Genomic DNA, 21,563 nt, shown 5'->3' on the forward strand with positions numbered 1-21,563 from the left:
CGGTACCCACCGGACGTGACGGGGCGGACGTCACGTCGGTGCTGCCGGTGCGCAGGTACTCCACGACGGCGTCGTCCACCACGTCGTTGCCGAAGCCGACCTGGCCGTGCCCCGGGCCGTCCACGGTGATGACGTGGCTGTTCATCGCCTCCGCCATCGGGCGGTGCGTGCGGTAGAGCGTCTGCGGGTCACCGGTGCCCTGGACCTGCAGCGGCGCGGTCTGCAGCGCGCCGCCGTCGATGTCGACGAACGGAGCGTCCGGCTCGATGCCGTTGCAGCTGATCCCCGCCGCGGCGAGGTCGCCGGGCGCGGAGAAGGCGTCCTGCACCACGTAGCCGTTCCACACCGCCTCGGGGATACGTGAGTAGTCGGGTGCGACCTGGTTCTCGTTGCAGATGACCATCGACTGCATGTAGATCGGCACAGTCGTGGACGGGTCCTGGTTCTGTGCCGCCAGCTCCTCGACGGACGGCGGGGTTTCCGTGCCGGCGACGAGGCCCGCCAGCGTGCCCCAGTTGTTCGGCGACGGAACGAGCGCGCGGGTCATCGCCAAGGTCATCGAGGAACTCTGGACGGCGCCGGGCGCGGCGACCATGCGGAAGAGGTTCTCCAGGCGGGCCTGCGGTTCCCCGACAGCGGTGAGCAGGTCGGCGGCGGGCTGGCCACCCCACTGCAGGCCGGGCGGGAGGTCGCCTACCTGCGCGGGCGGCGGCACCACCGTGGGATTCGTGCCGGACTCCTCCACGACCACCCGTGACCAGGACCGGTAGACCTCCAACGGGGTCTCTCCGAGCCCGTAGGTGTCGTTGTTCCGCGCCGCCCAGGTCAGGAAGTCGTGCAGACCGTCGGTGTACCCGCCGGTCTGGTCGTCGAGCACACCGGCCCAGGCGCGCTGCACGTCGTAGCCGGAATCCAGTACGGTGCGGTCGGTGCGCTGCGGGAACATCGTGGCGTAGGTCGACGCCAGCTGCGTGCCGTAGCTCAGGCCCAGCAGCGAGATCTTCTCCTCGCCGAGGGCGGCGCGCACGTCCTCCCAGTCGCCGGCCGTTTCTTTGGTGGTGAGCGCGTCGGTGTAGCCGGGTGTGCCTGTCTCGCAGGCGGCCTTGACGTAGCCGCCCGGCTCCAGCTGCGCCCGGACGGCGTCGTAGCCGGACGGTTCATGCAGGCAGTCCACCGGGGTGGAGCCTTCCAGTCCACGGGGTTGCACCGCGACGAGGTCCCATTCCTCCCTCATCTCCTCGGGCCAGGAGAGACCGCCCTCCTGGTCGTAGCCGAAGAAGGAGTACCCGTCGCCGCTAGGGCCGCCGGGGTTGCCGAACAATGTCCCGCGTCGGGACTCCGGGTCGGACGCCGGCACCCGGACGAAGCCGACGGAGATCTGCTCACCGTCGGGATCGGAGTGGTACATCGGCACGTCGAGACGACCGCACTCGGCGGTGTCGACGGTGACCTGCTCCGGGCAGTTCTCCCAGGTGACGTCGTTGGACGCCTGGGGTTGCGGGACTGCGGCGGCGTCTGGGTCTGCGGCGGCGGTCGGCAGCGCGAAGACGGTCGAGGCGGCGACGGCGGCACCGGCCAACAGGGCGGGGGCGGACATGCGGACACGCGGTGGCACTGATTCTCCTGAAACGTCGAGAAGAGGTTCTTCTGGAGAACCTACCTGATGCGGCCAGGCGAGAAACGGGGGATCCCTCCCCTCGGCCTCCCCCCGAATCGCGGGGTCGCCACGCTCGCGTACAAGATTCGCCCTTTTCGTGGCAGCGGATCACTGAATCTGGCACGCGACGCGGGGTTGCCTGGCCCCAGGCCCGAGCCGGGCCCGACCCAGCTCCGACCCTTGTCGGATCGCGGCACGGCGGTGTAGGGTCCACAGTCGCTCATAGACAGATCTGTTCATTCCAGATCGCTCGCGGATCCCTCGGGAGGACCCCATGCTCATCACCGGACTCGCCGTCGGCGCCGTCCTCGGCTTCGTCATGCAACGCGGCCGGTTCTGCGTCACCGGCTTCCTGCGCGACATCTTCACCCAACGCACCTGGCGCGGGGTCACCGCGCTGCTCGTCGTCATCGCCGTGCACGCGGTCGGCCTGACCGCACTGTCGAGCCTCGGCGTCATCGACCCGGTGGTCAGCGACTTCGCCCCGTTCGCCGTGATCGTCGGCGGTCTCGTCTTCGGCCTGGGCATCGTGCTGGCCGGCGGGTGCGCCTCGGGTACCTGGTACCGCTCGGGCGAGGGGCTCGTGGGGTCCTGGATCGCCCTGGCGATGTACGCCCTGTCGTCGGCGGCGATGAACTACGGCCCGCTCAGTGGCCTGAACGACTTCCTGGGCGACGTCACCGTCGGCGCCACCACGATCCCGGAGTCCGTGGGCCTGTCCCCGTGGGTCTTCGTGCTGGTCATCGTGGTGGTCACCGCCCTGATGGTGCGCCGGTACGTGGCGCGTGACCGGGCGTTGCCGACCGTGGCGACGCTGCCGCCGAAGAAGACGGTTCTGGCCCACCTGCTCACGGAGAAGCCGTGGCACTTCTACGTCACCGCCGCGGTCATCGGCGTGATCGGTGTCGTCGCCTGGCCGCTCTCGGCCGCCACGGGCCGGAACTCCGGCCTGGGCATCACCACACCCTCGGGTGACCTGGCGTCCTGGATCACCACGGCGAACCCGGAGAACTGGAACTGGGGTGTGCTGCTGGTCCTGGGCATCCTGGTGGGGTCGTTCATCGCGGCGAAGGCGTCGGGCGAGTTCCGCGTGCGCGTCCCGGACGCACGCCAGGCGGTGCGCTCGGTCGCCGGCGGCACGATGATGGGCGTCGGCGCCGTCTGGGCCGGCGGCTGCACGGTGGGCAACGGCATGGTGCAGACCTCGCTGTTCAGTTACCAGGGGTGGGTCGGCATCGTCGCGATCGCGCTCGGCGTGGGGCTGGCGGCGAAGATCTGGCTGAAGCCGGACCAGCCCTACAACCCGCAAGACGTGCAGGACGCACCGACAGCGCAGGACGGCTCGGCGGCGGTGCCGTCGGCACCGTCCGTTGCGTCCGGCGTCCCGGCGGGAGGCGTCCTCACCGCGCCGGCGCTGGACGCCTCGGCGCTCGGCGTCGTCGCGGCGTCCGACGGCGGTGGGCTCACCGACCTCGGCGACGGGCGGTGGAGGATGGACACCCTCGGTGCGGTGTGCCCCTTCCCGCTGATCGAGGCGAAGGACGCGATCAAGCGGATCGGGGTGGGCGAGGAGCTCGTCATCGAGTTCGACTGCACCCAGGCGACCGACGCATTGCCGCGGTGGGCGGCGACGGACGGCCACGAGGTCACGCAGTTCGAGACCGCGAGGGACGCCGGCTGGGTCATCGCGGTGAAGAAGGGGGAGTAGCCGCGTGCGGCGGACTGCCCTGGTTACCCGCTGTGAATGATATTTCGATAGCCTGTGGCCATTGACGCTTCAGCACACTCCTCCCCACCGGCCTGGCGGTACATCCCCGGCCGGTCCTTCCGGCGCTTCATCGCCTGCGGCTGCATCGACCTCGCCGGCAGCCTGACCTTCCGCACGCTGCTCGCCCTGTTCCCCGCGCTGATCGCCCTGGTGTCGATCCTGGGCCTGTTCGGCCAGAGCGAGGAGACGGTGGTCTCCATGCTCGACGAGGCGCAGGCGATCGTGCCGGAGTCCACGTGGGGCGCGGTGGAGCCGGTGCTGCAGACGATCCTGACCACCCCGTCCGCCGGGCTGGGCCTGGTCATCGGTCTGCTGACCACGCTGTGGACGGCGTCCGGCTACGTGAAGACGTTCGGCCGGGCGATGAACAGCATCTACGAGGCGTCGGAGGGGCGCGGTGTGGTCAAGTACAACGTGCAGATGTACCTGCTCACCGCGTTCCTGCTGCTGCTCGTGGCGCTGGGGGTGGTGGCCTTCGGTCTGTCCGGGCCGTTCGCCGAACTGCTCGGCTCGGCTGTGGGGCTGGAGGAGACGGCGCTGCGGATCTGGGGGGTGGCCCGCTGGTTCGTGATCGCCGCGGTGGTGATCCTGCTGGTCGGTTTGCTCTACCGCACCACGCCGAACATCCGGGTGCGTGGGATGCGTTGGATCAGCACCGGTGCGGTCCTGGCGATCGGCGGGGCGATCCTGGCGTCCCTGGCGTTCTTCTTCTACGTGGTGAACTTCAGCAACTACAACGCCACCTACGGCACGCTCGCCGGCGTGGTGATCCTGATGCTGTGGCTGTTCATCGTGAACATCGTGCTGCTGTTCGGCGCGGTGGTCGACAGCGAGGTCGAGCGGGTGCGCCAGCTCAAGGCGGGGCTGCCGGCGGAGGAGAACCTGCAGCTCGAGGCGCGCGACACCGTGGCCATCGAGAAGGCGGAGGACAAGTTCGCCCGCGACGTGGAACGCGCCCGGACGGTGCGTGAGGCGGCCGAGGTGGCCGAGCACGTCGACCAGGAGGTCGCCGAGCGGGACGGCGACGGGGACGGGGACAGTGACGGCGACGGGGACGGCGGCCGGACCAGCGGCGTTGCGGGGAGTCACGCGCTCGACCGGTAGGTGGGGGTCAGGGATCGGGGTCCCTGAGTGATGTCCGACACAATTCTTTGCCGAATTCGCTTCCATAAAGATTTCCGTTCGGCTATCATTCTGTGACGAGCGCTACAGATACACGACTACATGACGGAGGACACCATGTCTTGCCCCTACACCGGCGGCGACACTGACCTGCTGGAGACCGCGACTGACGACGCGGCAGCAACCGATCACTCTGCCAGCAACTCGGCCAGCGAGGCGCCGGAGGAGGGGGCCGCCAAGAAGTCCTCCGCCAAGAAGTCCGCAGGTCGCGGGGAGCGTGGCGGGAAGAACGACAAGCTCAACCGCGCCGACGAGGGCTTCTTCGGCCCCGGTTCGGTCGCCTGGAAGGTCTGGGGTTTCCCGGGCTCGGCCCTGCACGGCTTCGCACGCGCGGTCACCATCGAGCACCTGGACCCCGACCTCGTCGCCGCCGTCGACGAGTCCGGCCAGGTCATCAAGCGCACGCCCATCCGTTACGACCGCACCATGGAGTACTTCGCGGCCGTCCTCGCCGCCGACGCGCAGACCGTGACGCGGATGTCCGACATCCTCATGAAGGTCCACGACCGCTCCTACGGCGTCAACCCGGTGACCGGGAACAACTACGAGGCGAACCGTCCGTCCTCCCAGCTGTGGATCCACGTCACCGCCTGGCACTCCATCCTCTACGTCTACGAGAAGTTCGGCCCCGGCAAGCTCTCCCGTGACGAGGAGAACGAGTACTGGGCGCAGATGGCGATCTCGGCGCAGTTCCAGCCGATCAACCTGGAGGATCTGCCCCGTACCCGTGGTGAGGTGCAGGCCTACCTCGACGGCTGGCGCGAGAAGCTCTCGGCCTCCGAGGCTGCCGTGTTCAACATCAGCCACATCCTCGACGGGTTCGAGACGATCGACCCGGACCTGCCGAAGTGGCTGCAGAAGCTCGGCCGCCCCCTGCTGCGCCGCAGCGTGATCGCCACCTACCCGCGCTGGATGCGCAAGATGATGGGGCTCAACCAGTCCTCGCGGATCATGGACGAACTCTCCATCGCCCTCTGGAAGCCGATCTACAAGGCGATGCAGGTCCAGCCGCGTCTGATGATGTGGATGGTCAAGCGGACCTGCCCCCGGGCGACCCGCTTCTACGAGCCGATCCTGTTCGAGACCCCGGCGGATTCGCCCAGGGTCTACACCCCCGAGGTCGCCCGCCGGATGTTCGGCAACCCGCTTACCCCGCTGGAGCAGCGCGAGGAGCTGCTGCGCAAGCGCGGAGAGGGCAAGGGCCAGAAGGCCTACGACCACAACCACGAGGACACGATCCTCGAGTTCAAGAACGCCGAGTCGGTCGAGACCGCCGAGGAAACCATCAACGCAGACGGCTACAAGGTCGGCTGACAGCCACCACGGCCACGAAGGAGGACGTCATGTCTTGCCCCTACACCGGTGATGACACCGGAACCACGGACACCAGCACGGACACCGACAACGGAACCCGAGGCAGGATCTTCCGCCGAGGTGGCAAGGGTGACGTCCTCACCCGCGCCGACGAGGGCTTCTTCGGCCCCGGTTCGGTGACCTGGAAGGTCTGGACCTTCCCGACGTCCGCACTGCACGGCTTCTTCCGCGCGGTGACCATCGAGCACCTCGACCCGGACCTCGTCGCAGCCGTCGACGCCTCCGGCCAGGTCATCAAGCGCATGCCCGTGCGCTACGACCGCACCATGGAGTACTTCGCGGCGGTGACCTTCGCCGACGCACAGACCGTGACCAGGATGTCCGACATCCTCATGAAGGTCCACGACCGCTCCTACGGGGTCAACCCGGTGACCGGCAACGACTACGAGGCGAACAAGCCGTCCTCGCAGCTGTGGATCCTGGTGACCGCGTGGCACTCCATCCTCTACACCTACGAGAAGATGGGCCCCGGCAAGCTCTCCCGCGACGAGGAGAACGAGTACTGGTCGCAGATGGCGATCGCCGCACAGTTCCAGCCCATCGACATGGACGACGTGCCGCGCACCCGTGGTGAGGTGCAGGCCTACCTCGACAGCTGGCGCGAGAAGCTCTCGGCCTCCGAGGCGGCGGTGCACAACATCAGCGAGATCCTCGACGCCTTCGAGAACGCCTTCGTGGATCTGCCCAAGCCGCTGCGCGTCATCGGCCGTCCCTTCTTCCGCCGCAGCGTGATCGCCACCTACCCGCACTGGATGCGCGGCATGGCGGGCCTGAAGCAGTCCAAGGCGATGGACGCGGCGATGTTCGCCCTGTGGAAGCCGATCCTCACGGTGGCGAACAAGTTCCCCAGCCTGCTCATGGCCATCGTGAAGCGGATCTGCCCGCGCGCCGAGCGCTACATCGCCCCGGCGATCCTCGGCGTCCCCGCCGAGACCCCGAGGGTCTACACCCCCGAGGTCGCCCGGCGCATGTTCGGTAACCCGAAGACCCCGCTGGAGCAGCGCGAGGAGCTGCTCAAGCGCCGCGCCGAGGGCAAGGGGCAGAAAGCATACAGCCACAACCACGAGGACACCATCCTCGAGTTCAAGAACGCCGAGAAGGAGGAGACCGCCGCGAAGGCGATCAACTCCGAGGAGTTCAAGGTCGGCTAGGAGCCGGACGCCGAACTCCCCGTGCCGCCGGACCCTCCCGTCGGTGTCGCGTCCAGCGTGCCGCGGGCGGTGAAGTGGAACCCGGCCGGGCCGGTGACCACGATGTCGTACCGTCCGTCCCCGTCAGCGTCCCTGCTGACGGGGACGTCGACGGTGACGGACCCCGACACGTCGTGACCGGTGACCGACGCGTCCTGCCCGTGGAACGGGAAGACCAGCAGGTTCGCCGTCGCCGTACCGCTGTTGCGCAACGTCAGCTCCACCGCCGAGCGTCCGGGCCGCGGGGTGGCCGTCACCGACACCCTGTACGGCAGCGGACGCCGCGGGCGCTGCCCCGGTTCCTGGGTGGGCATCGACGGCGTCGCCGGGGGTTCCGGCAGCCACCGCGGCTCCAGCCCGCCGGTCGGCGCAGGGCGGGCCACCGGGGTGAACGTCCTGGGCTGGCGGAAGTCGAAGGCGCTGGTCAGGTCGCCGCTGATGCGTCGTCGCCAGTCCGATACCAGCGGCACCTCGATGCCCTTCCACGCTTCCAGGAACTGCGCGGCCGAGGTGTGGTCGAAGACCTCCGAACACCGGAACCCGCCCACCGTCCACGGGGACACGACCAGGGTGGGCACCCGGTTGCCGAAACCCAGCGCCGTGCCTTGGTACCACTCGTCCTGCTCGGACTCCGGCGGACGCGGCGGCGGCACGTGGTCGAAGTAGCCGTCGTTCTCGTCGAAGGTGATGATCAGCGCGGTCCTGCGCCACACGTCCGGGTTGTCGCCCAGGGCCTCCAGGATCCGGTAGATCAGGTTCGCCGAGGCCCGCGGGGAGGACGCCGAGGGGTGCTCGGACTCCGTGCTGGGCGGCACCACCCACGACACCGCCGGCAGCGTCCCGGCGCTGATGTCCGCGGCGAGACGCTGCGTCGTGGTCCCCGGCTCCGAGCGGTACAGCGCCCGGTCGAAGACGGTGCGTTCGGCGTCGTCGAGGCCGGCGAGCGTGCGTTCCAGCCGCGACGTCAACGCGGACTCCACGGCGTGCGCACCCGTCTCCCGCGCCTTCTGCAGTGCGGTGTAGTAGGTCTCGCCGGTGCCGAAGGGGCCCGGGAACACCTTCCGGGCGATGTCGCGCGTGTAGTCGAAGTACTCCAGGTTGTTGTCGGTGAAGTTGTCCCACTCCTGGTAGACCTGCCAGTCGATGCCGGCGTCCTGCAGGGTCTCGGCGAGGCAACGCCACCCGTAGCCGGGGTGCGTCGCCTCGTAGGCGCGGTTGTCGACGGCCCGCTCGTCGGGGGAGTCGGGCTCGTGACCGGTGTAGCCGGAGAAGAAGTAGTTGCGGTTGGGGGAGGTGCTCGTCGGCACCGAGCAGAAGTACTGGTCGCAGATGGTGAAGGTGTCGGCGAGCTCGTACTGGAAGGGCAGGTCGTCGCGGTCGTAGTAGGCCATCGTCGAGGCGGTCTTCGCCTCGACCCAGTTGTCGCACCAGCCGCCGTCGAGCGCGGCGGTGCCGCCCTCCCACTCGTGGTTGAGGGCGTCGACGTTCTCGGCGTCCATCGACTGGCGTCCGGCGGAGCCGCGGATGGGGAACGGCAGGACGCCGTCCTGCCGGAAGACGGTGCCGCCGTCGCGGCGGCGCAGGACGGACGGGTCGTCGAAGCCCTGGACGCCGCGCAGCGTCCCGAAGTAGTGGTCGAAGGCGCGGTTCTCCTGCATGAGGAAGATGACGTGCTCGACGTCGTCGAGGGAGCCGGCGGGTGCGGCGGTGGCGAGCTGGGTGAGCAGCGACGGAGGCAGCAGACTGCCGGCCGCCGCCGCGGCACCTGCGGCGAACGCCCCCTTCAGGAAGGTGCGTCGGCTCGTGGTCGGGTGGGTTCTCGGGTTCTGGTTATCCATGACCCCGCAGAACCTAGGGGAGCGTTCTGTCGCGGCGGTGTCCCGGTCATGAACCGTTGTTGAACGCCTGCGCCTTACGGCGGCGGTCGCGCACCACGAGCAACGCCAGCACCGCCACCACGGCGACCGCGACCGCCGCGTACACCCAGCCGGAGTAGCGGTCGATGGTGTCGGAGACGACCGTCCAGTTGTCCCCCAGGGCAACTCCCAGCCAGATCAGCACCCCGTTCCACACGCTCGAGCCCAGCAGGGTCAGCACGGAGAACTTCACCAGCGGGGTGCGGTGCACGCCGGCCGGGATGGACACGAGGCTGCGCACCCCCGGCACGACGCGTCCGAACAGGATCGTCGCCTCGCCGAACCGGTCGAACCAGTGCAGCGCCTTGTCCACGTCCTCGCCTTCGGTGAGCCACATGCGGTCGGCGACGGCGCGCAGCCGCTCCGCCCCGACCACCGCGCCCAGCCAGTACAGCAGCCACGCGCCGATCATCGACCCGGCCGTGGCGGCGAGGAACACCGCCCACACGTTGAGCTCGCCGATGGTGGAGGTGAACCCGGCCAGCGGCAGCACGAACTCGCTGGGCACCGGTGGGAACACGGTCTCCAGCAGGATCGCCAGGCCCACGCCGACGGCGCCGAGCGTGTCCATCAGGGACACCGCCCAGTCGACGACAGAATCAAACACGCAGTGGCCTTCCGGACGGGTGGGGGTGAAACCGGTTGACCGTCAATATAGCCGCTTTCCCGGGACGTGTCGTCGGATTGCAGAACGACGGTTTCCGTCGGGCATCCACTGCGAAGTGTTCACTTCGACCGGAATGCCGGACGGAAACCGTCGTCACTGTTCCTGCGGTTCCTGCTGCCCTCGCGAAAACTAGCCCTTCAGCGACGCCACCGGAGCGAAGCGCTCACCGTAGGCGGCGGCGAGCTCCTCGGCGCGGGCGACGAAGCCGGCCACACCGCTGGTGGGGTAGTCCTTGCCGGCGTCGGACGGCAGTGCGGCGGCCGCCGGGCGGGCGTAGTTGGTGATGAACTGGCGGGAACCGCCCGTCCAGGCCGGGTAGCCGATGCCCAGGATGGAGCCGATGTTGGCGTCCGCGTCCGAGGTCAGCACGTTCTCGTCCACGCAGCGCTGGGTCTCCAGGGCCTCGATGAACAGCATGCGCTCGATGAGGTCGTTGAGCGTGGGGACGCCGGAGGTGCCGGACGTTGCGGTGGAGTTCAGGTCGGCACCGGCGGTGGCCGCCTCGCCGTCCGGAACGTCCACCGGCGTCACACCGAGCTTCTCGCGGAGCTCGCCGCGCAGCCCGGCCCACAGGCCGGTGCGGCGGCCGTTCTCGTCGTACTCGTAGAAGCCCTTGCCCTCGAGCTTGCCGGGGCGCTCGAACTCGTCGAGCATGGCGTCCACCAGGGCGTTGACCCCGCCGTCGTCGACGGTGACGCCGGCGGCCTCGGCGGCGGCGGTGGTCTCCGCACCGATCTTGCGGGCAAGCTTCAGGTTCAGCTCGTCCTGCAGCTGCAGCTGCGGGGCGGGGTAGCCGGCCTGGCGTCCGGCGGCCTCGATGACGGCCGGGTCCACGCCCTCGACGAGCATGCGCATCGCCTCGTTGAGCACGGTGCCGATCACGCGGGAGGTGAAGAAGCCGCGGGAGTCGTTGACCACGATCGGGGTCTTGCGGATCTGGCGGGAGAAGTCCAGGGCCTTGGCCAGGATGGCCGGGTCGGTCTTCTCGCCGGAGATGATCTCGATGAGCGGCATCTTGTCCACGGGGGAGAAGAAGTGCAGGCCGATGAAGTCGTTCGGGCGGTCCACGCCCTCGGCCAGGCCGGTGATCGGCAGGGTCGAGGTGTTGGAGCCCAGCACGGCGGTGGACGGCACGGCGGCCTCGATCTCGGCGAAGACCTTGTGCTTGAGCTCGGTGTTCTCGAAGACGGCCTCGATGACCAGGTCCACGTCCGACAGGTCGGCGTAGTCGGCGGTGGGGGTGATGCGGCCGAGCAGGGCGGCGGACTTCTCCTCGGTGGTCTTGCCACGCTTGAGGGCCTTGGCCTCCAGGCCCTCGGAGTAGGCCTTGCCCTTCTGCGCGTTCTCCTCGGAGATGTCCTTGAGGACGACCTCGATGCCGGCCTTCGCCGCCACGTAGGCGATGCCGGCACCCATCATGCCGGCGCCGATGACGCCGACCTTGCGGAACTCGGTCTTGGGGTACGGGGTGCCGTCGGCCTGCAGGGGGCGCGAGCCGCCGCCGTTGCAGTGGTTGAGGTCGAAGAAGAAGGCCTGCATCATGTTCTTCGAGGTGGGGCCGGTGACCAGGGAGACGAACCAGCGGGTCTCCACGGCCGTGGCGTCCTCGAAGCGCTTGAGCTGGGCACCCTCGACCGCGGCGGAGAGGATCGCCTGCGGGGCGGGCATCGGCGCGCCCTTGATCTGCTTGGTGACGTTGGCGGGGAAGCTGGGCAGCATCGCGGCCAGCGCCGGGGTGGTCGGGGTGCCGCCGGGCATGCGGTAGCCCTTGCGGTCCCAGGGCTGGGACGCCTCGGGCTTGGAGGCGATCCACGCCTTCGCGGCGTCGATGAGTCCGTCGGCGGCGACGACCTCGTCGATGAGGCCGGCGTCCTTGGCGGCGTCGGCGTTGAACTGGCGTCCGGTGGTCAGCACCTTCATCAGTGCGTCCTGGATGCCGAGCATGCGGGTCACGCGTGCCACGCCGCCGCCACCGGGCAGCAGGCCGAGGGTGACCTCGGGCAGGCCGAACTTGGCGCCCCTGGTGTCCGCGGCGATGCGGTGGTGGGTGGCCAGGGCGATCTCCAGGCCGCCGCCGAGGGCGGTGCCGTTGAGCGCGGCGACGACCGGGACCCCGAGGGTCTCGATGCTGCGCATGTCGGCCTTCATCCGGTCGATGGAGGTGGTGAGCGCCTCCGCGTCGGCCGGGGTGGCGGTGATCATGGACTTGATGTCGCCGCCGGCGAAGAAGGTCTTCTTCGCGCTGGTGACGACCACACCGGTGACCTCGCCGGCCTCGACACCGGCGCGCAGCTTCTCCGCGGTCTCCGTCAGGGAGGCCTCGAAGGCGGTGTTCATGGTGTTGACGGGGGAGTTGGGGTCGTCGATGGTGAGGGTGACCACGCCGTTGCCGTCGGTCTCCCAGGCGATGATGTTGTCGCTCATGAGTTGTTCTCCTACAGAAGTTCGGTGTTCGGCGGTGGTCTAGACGCGTTCGATGATGGTGGCCACACCCATGCCTGCGGCGACGCAGAGGGTGATCAGGGCGTAGCGTCCGCCCGTGCGGTGCAGCTCGTCGACGGCGGTGCCGGTGATCATCGCACCGGTGGCGCCCAGCGGGTGGCCCATGGCGATGGCGCCGCCGTTGATGTTGAGCTTCTCGTCCGGGATGTTCAGGTCACGCTGCGCGCGCAGGACGACGGAGGAGAACGCCTCGTTGATCTCCCAGACGTCGATGTCGTCGGCGGTGAGGCCGGCCTGCTCCAGGGCGGCGCGGGCGGCCGGTGCCGGGGCGGTGAGCATGATCGTGGGCTCCACACCGGTGGTCACCGCGGCGACGACGCGGGCACGCGGGGTCAGCCCGTTCTTCTGGCCGGCGGCCTCGGAACCGATCATCAGCAGCGAGGCGCCGTCGACGATGCCCGAGGAGTTGCCGCCGTGGTGCACGTGGTTGATGGCCTCGACCTGCGGGTACTTGGTCAGCGCGACGGCGTCGAAGCCGCCCTGATCGCCGATGCCGGCGAAGGCCGGACGCAGGCCGGCGAGCTTCTCCGGGGTGGTGCCGGGGCGGATCGTCTCGTCGCGGTCCAGCAGCGTCACGCCGTTGCGGTCCTTGACCGGGACGACGGAGCCGTCGAAGCGTCCTTCCTGCCACGCCGTCGCGGCGCGCTCGTGGGAGCGTGAGGCGTAGGCGTCGAGCTGCTCGCGGTCGACGCCGTCGAGCGTGGCGATGAGGTCGGCGGAGATGCCCTGCGGGATGAAGTCGTTGGCGAAGGAGGTCTCCGGGTCCATGGCCAGCGCGCCGCCGTCGGAACCCATCGGCACGCGCGACATCGACTCCACGCCACCGGCGAGGACGAGGTCGTCCCAGCCGGAGCGGACCTTCATCGCACCCAGGTTCAGGGCGGTGAGGCCGGAGGCGCAGTAGCGGTTGACCTGCAGTCCCGTCGCCGAGTACGGCAGGCCGGCGTTGAGGGCCGCGGTGCGGGCGATGTCCATGCCCTGGTCGCCGACCGGGGTGACGACGCCGGAGATGACGTCGCCCACCGCGGCCGGGTCCAGGCCCGGGTTGCGCTCGAGGATCTCGGTGATAAGGCCGCTGAGCAGGTCAACGGGTTTCACGGTGTGGAGGCTGCCACCGGGCTTGCCTTTACCACGCGGGGTTCGGACGGCTTCGTAGATGAAAGCCTCGGGGATGCTGGTGTTCGTCATGACGGTCCTCACTTGCCTCACTTGTTGGTGCGACGACATCGGTGTGCAACATGTGTCGCCGATCACTCTATCGTCATATCTGGTTGCGCGTGGCATTCCGGTGAGGTCGGGGGTGCTGTCTTCCTGCGCTTTTGTATCGTCAAGCTACGGGTGGCGTGAGGTGGCGTGAGGGGACGGGGTTCGGCCTCACCGCCGCCGCATCACCAGTACCAGGTTCGACACCGCCACCTCGCGCAACCAGGGGACGCGCACCATCCACCACGCCCACCACGGGTGGTAGCGGGGAAACGCGGCGAGGAGTTCGGCGTCCTGCGCCCGCGCGGCGTAGCGCAGCCCGTCGGCGCACGACACGTCGAACAGGCTCTCGCCCCAGCGGTTCTTCGGCGGGTGACCGTGGCGACGCTCGTAGCGTCCGGCCGCGAACTCCCCGCCCACGTAGTGCTCCCACAGGCCCGTCTCGTGGCCGCCGAACGGCCCCAGCCAGCAGGTGTAGGAGAAGATCATCAGCCCGCCCGGCCGGGTGACGCGCAGCATCTCGTCCGCCATGCGCCACGGCTCGGACACGTGTTCGGCGACGTTGGAGGAGTAGGTGACGTCGAAGACGTCGTCGGCGAACGGCAGGTCCATGCCCGAACCACGCACCGAGGACCGCAGCCGGATGCCCGCCGCTGCCATCTCCCCGACGTCCGGCTCACAGGTCACGTAGTCGCCGGACGCCACGCCGGCCGCGGCGAAGGCGCGTCCGAAGTAGCCCGGCCCGCCGCCGACGTCGAGGATGCGGCACCCGGCGAGCGACTCTCCGGTCGCGCCGTCCTGCAGGTCACCGATCAGCCGGACGGTGTCCTCGGCGAGGCGCCCGTAGAAACGGTCCGGGTCGCTCTGCTCGAAGCGGAAGTCGCCGAGCAGGCCGAGGGACCGGCGCAGCGTGGCGTGGCGACGCAACGGGCGCAGCGTGGGAGGTACGGCGTGATCGGGGGGCTTCGGCATCGTGACCTTGAGGGTACAGGTCGCTGACGGGGCCTCGGAGCGACCTGAGGGCTCAAGGTGGGCGCCGAGGGCCGCAGCAGACGGTGGTGGGCGCCGCGCGGCCTGTATCGTGAGAACGGTCATGAAGGTTCTGTTGCTGTGCTGGCGCGACTCCCGCCACCCCGAGGGCGGTGGCAGCGAGGTCTACCTCGAGCACGTCGCCGAGTATCTCGTGGGCCGGGGGCACGAGGTCACGTTCCGCACGGCCCGCTACCCGGGCTCCGCCGCGCGTGAGCGGCGCAACGGGGTGACCTACCTGCGCGGTGGTGGGAGTTTCACCGTGTACCCGCGGGCCTGGTGGTACATGCTGCGTGCCCGGCTGCCGTGGGGTACGAACCACTCAGACCGCCCGGACCGCCCGGACATTGTCGTCGACACCCAGAACGGTGTGCCCTTCCTCGCCCGCGCCCTGGTGGGCAAGGACGTGCCCACAGTGCTGCTCACCCACCACTGCCACCGCGAGCAGTGGCCCGTCGCCGGCCCCGTGCTCTCCCGGGTGGGCTGGTTCATCGAGTCGCGACTCTCGCCCTGGCTGCACCGCAGGTCACCGTATGTGACGGTGTCGGAGCCGAGCGCGGAGGAGCTCGTGGAGCTGGGCGTGGACCGCGCGCGCATCCGGGTGATCCGCAACGGGGTGGACGTCCCGCCGGACCTCGGGGACCTCGACAGGAGCGCCCAGGGCCGCGCGCCGGACGAACCGATCCACCTGGTCACCCTGTCGCGGCTGGTGCCGCACAAGCAGCTCGAGCATGCGTTGGACGCCCTGGCCGCCGTCCTGCCCGCCCACCCGGACACCGTCCTGGACGTCATCGGCGACGGGTGGTGGTCGGAGAAGTTGCGGCGTCACGCCGACGACCTGGGGGTCTCCGGGCTCGTGGTGTTCCACGGGCACGTCTCCGAGGAGGCCAAGCACCGGATCCTGGCGCGGGCGGCTCTGCACATCCTGCCGAGCCGCAAGGAGGGCTGGGGACTGGCGGTCATCGAGGCGGGCCTGCACGGCGTGCCCACACTGGGGTACAGCACGTCTGCCGGGCTGCGCGACAGTGTGGTCGCGGACGGCCCGCGGGCGACGGGCGTGCTCGTGGACTCGGAAGGTGGGCTGATAAACACCCTCGGGCACCTGCTCGACGACCCCGCCCTGCTCGCCGAGCTGGGGGAGAATGCGCGGCTCCGCGCCGGGACGTTCTCCTGGGGGCGCACGGGTGCCCGCTGGGAGGAGTTGCTCGGGGAACTCGTCAGCTGAGTCATGCCCCAGGCCGGAAAATGGCCATTCTTCGACCTGGGGCATGAGTCAGATGACATGGGGTGAGGCAGGCGGCCTCTCAGGCGGTGAGGTGCTCGACGAGGATCGACGCGCCGATCCCGATGAGCACGAGCCCGCCGATGAACGTCGCCGGACGTCCCAGTCGGCGTCCGCCGTGGTGGCCGAGCCAGCCGCCGGCGAGGGACGCCAGGAACGTCGTCGCCCCGATCAGGCCCACGGCGACCAGGATGTTGATCGGCACCAGCGCGAAGCCGATGCCCACGGCGAGGGCGTCGATGCTGGTCGCGACGCCGAGGGTGAGCACGGCGCGCACGGTGAAGGACGTGGCGGGCGCGGTGCCCTCACCACCACCGCTGCCGTCCCCGCGTCCCTCGCGGACGGTGTCGACGATCATCTTCGTGCCGATGCCGGCGAGCATGGCGAAGGCGATCCAGTGGTCGATGCTCTCGACGAACCCGGCGACCGAGGACCCCACCGCCCAGCCGATCAGCGGCATGACCGCCTGGAAGACACCGAAGACCACGGAGAGCAGCAGGATGCGGCGCATCACGTGTTCGCGGATGGTGGTGCCCTGGACGACGGATACGGCGAAGGCGTCGGCGGAGACGCCCAGGGCGATGAGCAGGAGCTGGGTGGTTGTCATGGGGGAGGGACCTCTTCTTCGGCGGTTCCGGTGGTTCGGGCACGGGGCTGGGCCGAAGGTCTCGTTCGCCTGTCAACGGCTGCTGCACAGGTGGTGCGCCGGGCCGAGCGGGACGGCCGGTGTGTCGACACACCTCCGGTCGCGGGCGACCGGGAACTACTCCCCTTCACACAGGGTGACGCCGGCGGTGCGCCGCGCGTCGGGCAGTGACTTTAGCGGCAGGTCACAGAGTGCGAAAGCACGTTTTCCGGAGTTCGTGGCCCCAAACTCCGGCACGGGGGACCGTTGACAAAAACGCTTCACCGTGTCACTGTACTAGATACCTAATACAGGCGGACAATGGAGTGTCGCCTGTGGGACACGTGAGGAGGTGGCCGTGGAGTTCGACAACTCGTCCCCGATCTGGAACCAGCTGCTCCAGGAGTTCTCGCGGCGCATCGTCACCGGCGCATGGACCCCGGGGGAACGTCTCCCCGGCGTCCGCGAGCTGGCGGCCGAACTCGGGGTCAACCCCAACACCGTCCAGCGCTCGCTGGCCGAACTCGAACGCACCGGGCTGTGCCGCACCGAGCGCACCGCAGGACGTTTCGTCACCGACGACGCAGGACGCATCGACGACGAGCGCCAGGCGCTCGCCGACGGCGCCGTCGACGACTTCGTCCGACGCGTCCGCGGCCTCGGACTGGACCGGGACCAAGCGACACACCTCGTCACCACGAGGTGGACAGGACACGAGGAGTGACCGTGAACGACACAATTAACCAACCACTCGTCCGAACCCGTGGGCTCGGCAAGACCTACGGCAAGCGGGTCGCGCTCACCGGCGTGGACCTGGACCTGAACCCGGGGCAGATCGTGGGCCTGCTCGGCGAGAACGGCTGCGGCAAGACCACCCTGCTCAAGACCCTGGCCGGCGTGCTCGCCGGCTACGACGGGGACGTCGCCGTGGCCGGCCACGCACCCGGACCGGAGTCGAAGGCGCTGGTCTCCTTCCTGCCGGACGCCGGCTTCCTCTCCCCGTCCCACAGGGTCAGCTTCTGCCTGCGGATGTGGTCGGACTACTTCGCCGACTTCGACACCGACAAGGCCCGCGCGATGATCGCCGACTTCGGCATCGACGAGGAACTGCGCATCAAACAGCTCTCGAAGGGCATGCGGGAGGAGGTGCAGGTCGCGATCGCCATGTCGCGCCGGGTTCCGGTCTACCTGCTCGACGAACCGATCTCCGGGGTGGACCCCTCCGCCCGCGACTCGATCCTCAGGAGCATCATGGCGAACCTCTCGCCGGACTCGCTGCTGCTGATCTCCACACACCTCGTCCACGACCTCGAGCCGATGCTCGACGCGGTGGTGATGATGCGCTACGGACATGTGCTGCTCCAGGGCAGTGCCGACGACCTGCGCGCACACCACGGCACCAGCCTGGACGGCATCTTCCGGGAGGAGTACCGATGAGCACTGTAACCCCGACAACCCCGACCCCGACAACCCCCACCTCGACCCTCTTCCGTTACGAGTGGCTGCGCACCCGCTCGCTGCTCGGCGTCACCACCGGCCTTGCCACCCTCGGCGTGCTGCTCTGCTCGGTGCTGACATGGCTGGACTGGACCCTCTTCGGACCCCTGGCCGCGGCCGTCGGCATGATGCTCGTCATGGTCTTCACCCCGGTGATGCAGATCGTGCTGGCCGTGGACTACTGGCGTTCCAGCTACGGCGCGACCGCCTACCTCACCCAGACGCTGCCGGTGAAGGGCAGCCGGATCCTCACGGTGAAGCTGCTGTGGGCGGCGCTGGTGAGCACCGTCAGTCTGGTCGTCACTGTCCTGTTCGGCTGCGTGCTCTACACCGGGTTCTCCGTTCGTGACCCGCAGATCACCGGCCTCGGCGAGATGCTGGACGAGTTCTGGACGGCCCTCGGCGACTCCGGCGTGCCGGCCTGGCTGATCATCGGGGTGATCGTGGCCGGTTACCTGGCCATGCTCTCCGCACCGGTGCAGTACTACTTCTCGATCTCGGTCGGCAAGGAGCGGTGGCTGCAGACCCTCGGCCCCGGCGGCCCGGTGCTGGTGTTCTTCCTGCTGGGCATGGTCGCCCAGGTCGTGGCCCTGATCGGACTTTTCGCCATCCCGGTGGGCCTCAGCGGCGACGCGTCGGGCTGGACGCTGGGCAGCTACAGCCTGCTCGACGAGATCGACACCACCCCGGGCGTCTCCGGTCCCTACGACTCCGCGATGCCGCTCGGCTTCGTCCCGCCGATGGCGATCCTCATGCTGGTCTGCCTGTGGCGCACCTACTACTCCTGGAACCGCAAGATCGAGCTGGAGTGACCCGCGGTCCGCTGAGGTAGCTACTCCGTCACCTCGTACAGCCGCCACCCGTCGGACGCCCAGATCTCGCGGTGCTGCCCCAGCACAGCGTCCGCCCCGTCGGCGGCGTCGGAATCCCCGCCGTCCTGCACCAGCACCAGGTCCACGCCCCGCTCGGCGAGCCGGTCCTCGCCGGACGCCAACTCGGTGAGAGTGGCCACGGTGTCCGGGTCCCCGTCGACGAGTTGGCCGTCCACGATCAGGTACCCGGGGTCGACAGGCGCGCCGGGCACCATCTTCAGTGCCGGATCCAACGCCGGACGCCCCGCGACCATGCGGTAACTGCCCGGCGGCCACAGCAGCGTCCGCGCTGTCCCCCCGTTCTCTTCTTGCCAGCGCGCGACCTTGTCGGACGCCTCGGCGTAGGCGGCGTCCAGCTGCACGGGGGCGACGTCGGCGACGTCGCGCGGCAGGGCGGGCACGCCCGCCCACACCAGCAGCAGGACTCCCAGGCCTGCCCACGTGCCCCGACGAGTCGGGCGCAGCCCGCAGGCCAGCAGCACCACCGCCCCGGGCAGGGCGAGGACCACGAACTTCTGGGTGTCGCGCACCAGGCCCGCACCGGGGAGGTTCTCGACGAACCAGCCGAGCACCGCCACGCCCGGGGGAGTGGCCGCGACCGCGGGCAGCAGCACGGCGAGGCCTGCCAGGCACACCAGCGGGACGCAGCGCAGCGTGCGGCGTCGGACCAGTACACCGGCGACGACGCAGGCGGCGACGGCGAGGACCACCCCGGCGCCGGTGCTCAGCGGGGCGAGGGCCTCGCGGGAGGCGGGGACTGCCTCGGCGTTCCAGATGCCGCCGAGCCCCGCCAGCGCCCCGAGCGTCCCCACCCCGGGTTCGGCGCGCGCGGCGAACAGCGCCGCACCCGCGGCGTCCGACCGTGCCGCCGAGGCCCCGGCGTTGAGCAGGGTCGGGACGACCCACGGCAGGGCGAGCACCACCGCAGTGCCGGCGACCACCGCCATGCGGCGCAGGCCGCCGGACGCCACCAGCGCCGTCACCGCCGCGAGCACCAGCCCCGTCGGGGTGAGTGCGCACACGGCCATGAGGAGCACGAGGGCGGGCAGTGAGCCACGCGTGCCACGCATCGCGGTGAGGGCGACCGTGGGCAGCAGCATACCGGCGGCCACCACCGACCAGTGCCCCTGCAGCAGCCGCTCGGCGACGAAGGGGCTCCACAGGGTCATCGCCGGGGCGATCGCCACGGCCGCACGGGTGCCCCCGACGTGCCGGGCGAGGGCGGCGGCGCCCAGCGCACCGACCCAGCCGGCGGCGAGCATCAGCACGCTGACCGTCACCGGCGGGGGGATCAGCGGCGACAACCAGGCCAGGACGGTGTCCTGGGGGACGGCGCGCGGCAGGCCGTCGCGTCCGGTGGCGAGGTCGTTCAGCACCATGGTGTGGGGTACGACCATGTCGCGCAGCACCAGCGACGGTGCGCCGGCGGCGTCTGCACCGAGCTGGTTGAGCTGGTTGAGCTGGGTCAGCAGGAAGGGCCAGAGGACCGCGCACGTCAGCACCGCGCACCACAACGGCAGCAGCCACCGTGCGCGGCGCGACGCCGGACGCGGTGGCTGGGTGGGTGCCGGGGTGGTCATCGTCCTGATTCTAGGGGCCGGGCCCGGTGACCCCTATCGACCCCGGTCGCCCCGGTGGTGCCGGGGCGGGAATGTCAGCCGCGGTGGCGGCCCGACGAACGGGCGAGGATGATCCCGACGACGAGCAGGATCACGCCGATGATGCCCGCACCCCACGGGATGTAGGTGCCGATGAGGTCCATCGAGCGCAGGCCGTCCTTCGCGCGGTTCATCTGGTTCTCGTGGGTCTCGTCGTTGAACTCGCCGGGGTAGTACATGGCGGTACGGGTCGGGTTCGCCAGCTCACGCTCGCGGTTCTCCGGCTGGGCCATCTCCTCGGCCTCGGCGTCGTCGCGGGCGTAGTACATCCACACCTCCTCGGCACCGTGCACGATCACACCGGTGTCCGGCTGCACGCGCAGGGTGCGGTCCACGGTGTAGTAGCGGCTCATCTCGACCTCCGGGCCGAGGTCGGCGTCCTCGCCTTCAGCAGCGTCCTCGTCGTCGTCATTGGACGCCGCAGCGTCCTCTGAACCCTCGGTGTTCTCGGTGTCCTCGGGGTCCCACCCGTCGACCTCGTCGGGGGTCAGGCCCCACTTCGCGGCGGGGAAGGACAGCTTCAGCGATCCGAGGGACTGCTGGTCCGCGGCGCTGAGCTCTCCGTCGCCCTTGAGCATCGCCTCCACGTTCGGGTACATCTCCGACGGGCCGATCTGCTGCTCGAAACGGTAGACCGTCTCGCCGTCCATCTTCTCCTGGTCGACGAAGTCGATGTCGTTGGTCTCCATCAGCCGGTGGTCGAAGTAGGGGTAGGCCTTCTTCTCGGTGTTGAAGGGGAACTGGAACTGCAGTCCGGTGCGGGTGAACTGGGGGACGTCCTCGTTGACGTTGCCGCCGTCCACCCCGGGCGCGGTGATGTTCAGCGACGAGGTGGGCTCGTCGACCGGGTAGGCGCTCTCGCGGTCCAGGGTCACGCGGTCGATCTCGGCGGACAGCAGGTTGTCCGGCTCCGGCAGGTCCGCCTGGTACACGGTGCCACCGGCCTCGAGGGTGACCTCCTTGTCGTCGGTGGGATCCTGGGCGCGCACGAAACGCTGGGACTGGATGTCCGTCTCCGGCCAGATGAAGCAGCTCACGACCTTGTTCTCGCCCCGGCACTCCGGCAGCGACTCCTTGCCGGCCACCGGTTCGTCGGCGGCGAGCGCGGCGGCGTCGGTCAGGATCCCCGGGGCGACCTTCG

The 21,563-nt window shown here is 69.6% G+C and carries 17 protein-coding genes; 8 read left to right on the plus strand and 9 right to left on the minus strand.

Going from position 1 to position 21,563, the window contains the following annotated elements:
• Nucleotides 1–1,597: alpha/beta hydrolase (locus tag ACT3TD_RS13340; protein ID WP_444638022.1), on the minus strand; the 1,597-nt coding region annotated here is incomplete at its 3' end.
• Between the two features lie 334 nt (nt 1,598–1,931).
• On the opposite strand from ACT3TD_RS13340, the gene ACT3TD_RS13345 reads away from it, so the two are divergent.
• The 4 genes from ACT3TD_RS13345 (at nt 1,932) to ACT3TD_RS13360 (ending at nt 7,132) form a co-directional block, all read left to right on the plus strand.
• A complete protein-coding gene (locus ACT3TD_RS13345; RefSeq protein WP_444614817.1) occupies nt 1,932–3,365 on the plus strand; it encodes a YeeE/YedE thiosulfate transporter family protein in 1,434 nt (477 codons plus the stop codon).
• A 54-nt stretch (nt 3,366–3,419) separates the two neighbouring features.
• Nucleotides 3,420–4,529: a YihY/virulence factor BrkB family protein gene (locus ACT3TD_RS13350; protein ID WP_301443754.1), complete on the plus strand. Its 1,110-nt coding sequence runs from the start codon at nt 3,420–3,422 to the stop codon at nt 4,527–4,529.
• Nucleotides 4,530–4,649: 120 nt separating this feature from the next.
• Complete coding sequence (locus tag ACT3TD_RS13355; RefSeq protein WP_444614816.1) at nt 4,650–5,921, plus strand: oxygenase MpaB family protein; 1,272 nt, start codon at nt 4,650–4,652, stop codon at nt 5,919–5,921.
• A gap of 29 nt (nt 5,922–5,950) precedes the next feature.
• Nucleotides 5,951–7,132 carry an oxygenase MpaB family protein gene (locus ACT3TD_RS13360; RefSeq protein ID WP_441579630.1) on the plus strand — a complete coding sequence of 394 codons (1,182 nt, stop codon included), beginning with the start codon at nt 5,951–5,953 and terminating at the stop codon, nt 7,130–7,132.
• Here the strand turns inward: ACT3TD_RS13360 and ACT3TD_RS13365 are convergent.
• The 5 genes from ACT3TD_RS13365 to ACT3TD_RS13385 all read right to left on the minus strand — a co-directional run bounded on the left by ACT3TD_RS13365 (nt 7,129) and on the right by ACT3TD_RS13385 (nt 14,431).
• A complete protein-coding gene (locus ACT3TD_RS13365; RefSeq protein ID WP_301443973.1) occupies nt 7,129–9,009 on the minus strand; it encodes an alkaline phosphatase family protein in 1,881 nt (626 codons plus the stop codon). The genes ACT3TD_RS13360 and ACT3TD_RS13365 overlap by 4 nt on opposite strands.
• Before the next feature lie 46 nt (nt 9,010–9,055).
• Nucleotides 9,056–9,694, minus strand: coding sequence for a DedA family protein (locus tag ACT3TD_RS13370; protein WP_301443972.1), 639 nt, complete (start codon nt 9,692–9,694; stop codon nt 9,056–9,058).
• A gap of 189 nt (nt 9,695–9,883) precedes the next feature.
• Nucleotides 9,884–12,178: a 3-hydroxyacyl-CoA dehydrogenase NAD-binding domain-containing protein gene (locus ACT3TD_RS13375; protein WP_441579629.1), complete on the minus strand. Its 2,295-nt coding sequence runs from the start codon at nt 12,176–12,178 to the stop codon at nt 9,884–9,886.
• Between the two features lie 39 nt (nt 12,179–12,217).
• Nucleotides 12,218–13,444 (minus strand): acetyl-CoA C-acetyltransferase, encoded by a 1,227-nt coding sequence (locus ACT3TD_RS13380; protein ID WP_301443476.1) that lies wholly within the window; start codon nt 13,442–13,444, stop codon nt 12,218–12,220.
• Between the two features lie 186 nt (nt 13,445–13,630).
• A complete protein-coding gene (locus ACT3TD_RS13385; protein ID WP_301443475.1) occupies nt 13,631–14,431 on the minus strand; it encodes a class I SAM-dependent methyltransferase in 801 nt (266 codons plus the stop codon).
• A 121-nt stretch (nt 14,432–14,552) separates the two neighbouring features.
• Here ACT3TD_RS13385 and ACT3TD_RS13390 point away from each other — a divergent pair, with 121 nt between their 5' ends.
• Nucleotides 14,553–15,713 (plus strand): glycosyltransferase family 4 protein, encoded by a 1,161-nt coding sequence (locus tag ACT3TD_RS13390; protein ID WP_301443474.1) that lies wholly within the window; start codon nt 14,553–14,555, stop codon nt 15,711–15,713.
• Between the two features lie 79 nt (nt 15,714–15,792).
• Here ACT3TD_RS13390 and ACT3TD_RS13395 read toward each other — a convergent pair whose 3' ends face one another.
• Nucleotides 15,793–16,377: a manganese efflux pump MntP gene (locus ACT3TD_RS13395; protein WP_301443473.1), complete on the minus strand. Its 585-nt coding sequence runs from the start codon at nt 16,375–16,377 to the stop codon at nt 15,793–15,795.
• Nucleotides 16,378–16,753: 376 nt separating this feature from the next.
• Here ACT3TD_RS13395 and ACT3TD_RS13400 point away from each other — a divergent pair, with 376 nt between their 5' ends.
• From ACT3TD_RS13400 to ACT3TD_RS13410, 3 genes are read left to right on the plus strand one after another with little or no spacing between them, the layout of a single operon-like run.
• A complete protein-coding gene (locus tag ACT3TD_RS13400; RefSeq protein ID WP_301443472.1) occupies nt 16,754–17,119 on the plus strand; it encodes a GntR family transcriptional regulator in 366 nt (121 codons plus the stop codon).
• A 2-nt stretch (nt 17,120–17,121) separates the two neighbouring features.
• The gene (locus ACT3TD_RS13405; RefSeq protein WP_441579627.1) at nt 17,122–17,832 is read left to right on the plus strand and encodes an ATP-binding cassette domain-containing protein; all 711 of its coding nucleotides are present in this window, start codon (nt 17,122–17,124) and stop codon (nt 17,830–17,832) included.
• Nucleotides 17,829–18,704, plus strand: a complete 876-nt coding sequence (locus ACT3TD_RS13410; RefSeq protein ID WP_444614815.1) for a hypothetical protein — start codon at nt 17,829–17,831, stop codon at nt 18,702–18,704. Before ACT3TD_RS13405 ends, ACT3TD_RS13410 begins: the two co-directional genes overlap by 4 nt.
• A gap of 20 nt (nt 18,705–18,724) precedes the next feature.
• On the opposite strand, the gene ACT3TD_RS13415 is transcribed toward ACT3TD_RS13410, so the two are convergent.
• A complete protein-coding gene (locus ACT3TD_RS13415; RefSeq protein WP_444614814.1) occupies nt 18,725–20,344 on the minus strand; it encodes a hypothetical protein in 1,620 nt (539 codons plus the stop codon).
• Between the two features lie 74 nt (nt 20,345–20,418).
• Nucleotides 20,419–21,563, minus strand: a 1,145-nt coding sequence (locus ACT3TD_RS13420) for a DUF3068 domain-containing protein (protein WP_444638021.1), incomplete at its 5' end; no start/stop codon positions are given.

The sequence above is a fragment of the Corynebacterium sp. AOP36-E1-14 genome (genome assembly GCF_052377495.1).
In the GTDB taxonomy this organism is placed as follows: Bacteria; Actinomycetota; Actinomycetes; order Mycobacteriales; family Mycobacteriaceae; genus Corynebacterium.

Bases quoted from the DNA above. Each gene is read 5' to 3' on its own strand.
- ACT3TD_RS13360 (WP_441579630.1), top strand. From the start codon at position 5,951: ATGTCTTGCCCCTACACCGGTGATGACACCGGAACCACGGACACCAGC.
- ACT3TD_RS13365 (WP_301443973.1), bottom strand. From the start codon at position 9,009: ATGGATAACCAGAACCCGAGAACCCACCCGACCACGAGCCGACGCACC.
- ACT3TD_RS13380 (WP_301443476.1), bottom strand. From the start codon at position 13,444: ATGACGAACACCAGCATCCCCGAGGCTTTCATCTACGAAGCCGTCCGA.
- ACT3TD_RS13395 (WP_301443473.1), bottom strand. From the start codon at position 16,377: ATGACAACCACCCAGCTCCTGCTCATCGCCCTGGGCGTCTCCGCCGAC.
- ACT3TD_RS13390 (WP_301443474.1), top strand. From the start codon at position 14,553: ATGAAGGTTCTGTTGCTGTGCTGGCGCGACTCCCGCCACCCCGAGGGC.
- ACT3TD_RS13345 (WP_444614817.1), top strand. From the start codon at position 1,932: ATGCTCATCACCGGACTCGCCGTCGGCGCCGTCCTCGGCTTCGTCATG.
- ACT3TD_RS13415 (WP_444614814.1), bottom strand. From the start codon at position 20,344: ATGACCACCCCGGCACCCACCCAGCCACCGCGTCCGGCGTCGCGCCGC.
- ACT3TD_RS13410 (WP_444614815.1), top strand. From the start codon at position 17,829: ATGAGCACTGTAACCCCGACAACCCCGACCCCGACAACCCCCACCTCG.
- ACT3TD_RS13385 (WP_301443475.1), bottom strand. From the start codon at position 14,431: ATGCCGAAGCCCCCCGATCACGCCGTACCTCCCACGCTGCGCCCGTTG.
- ACT3TD_RS13375 (WP_441579629.1), bottom strand. From the start codon at position 12,178: ATGAGCGACAACATCATCGCCTGGGAGACCGACGGCAACGGCGTGGTC.
- ACT3TD_RS13355 (WP_444614816.1), top strand. From the start codon at position 4,650: ATGACGGAGGACACCATGTCTTGCCCCTACACCGGCGGCGACACTGAC.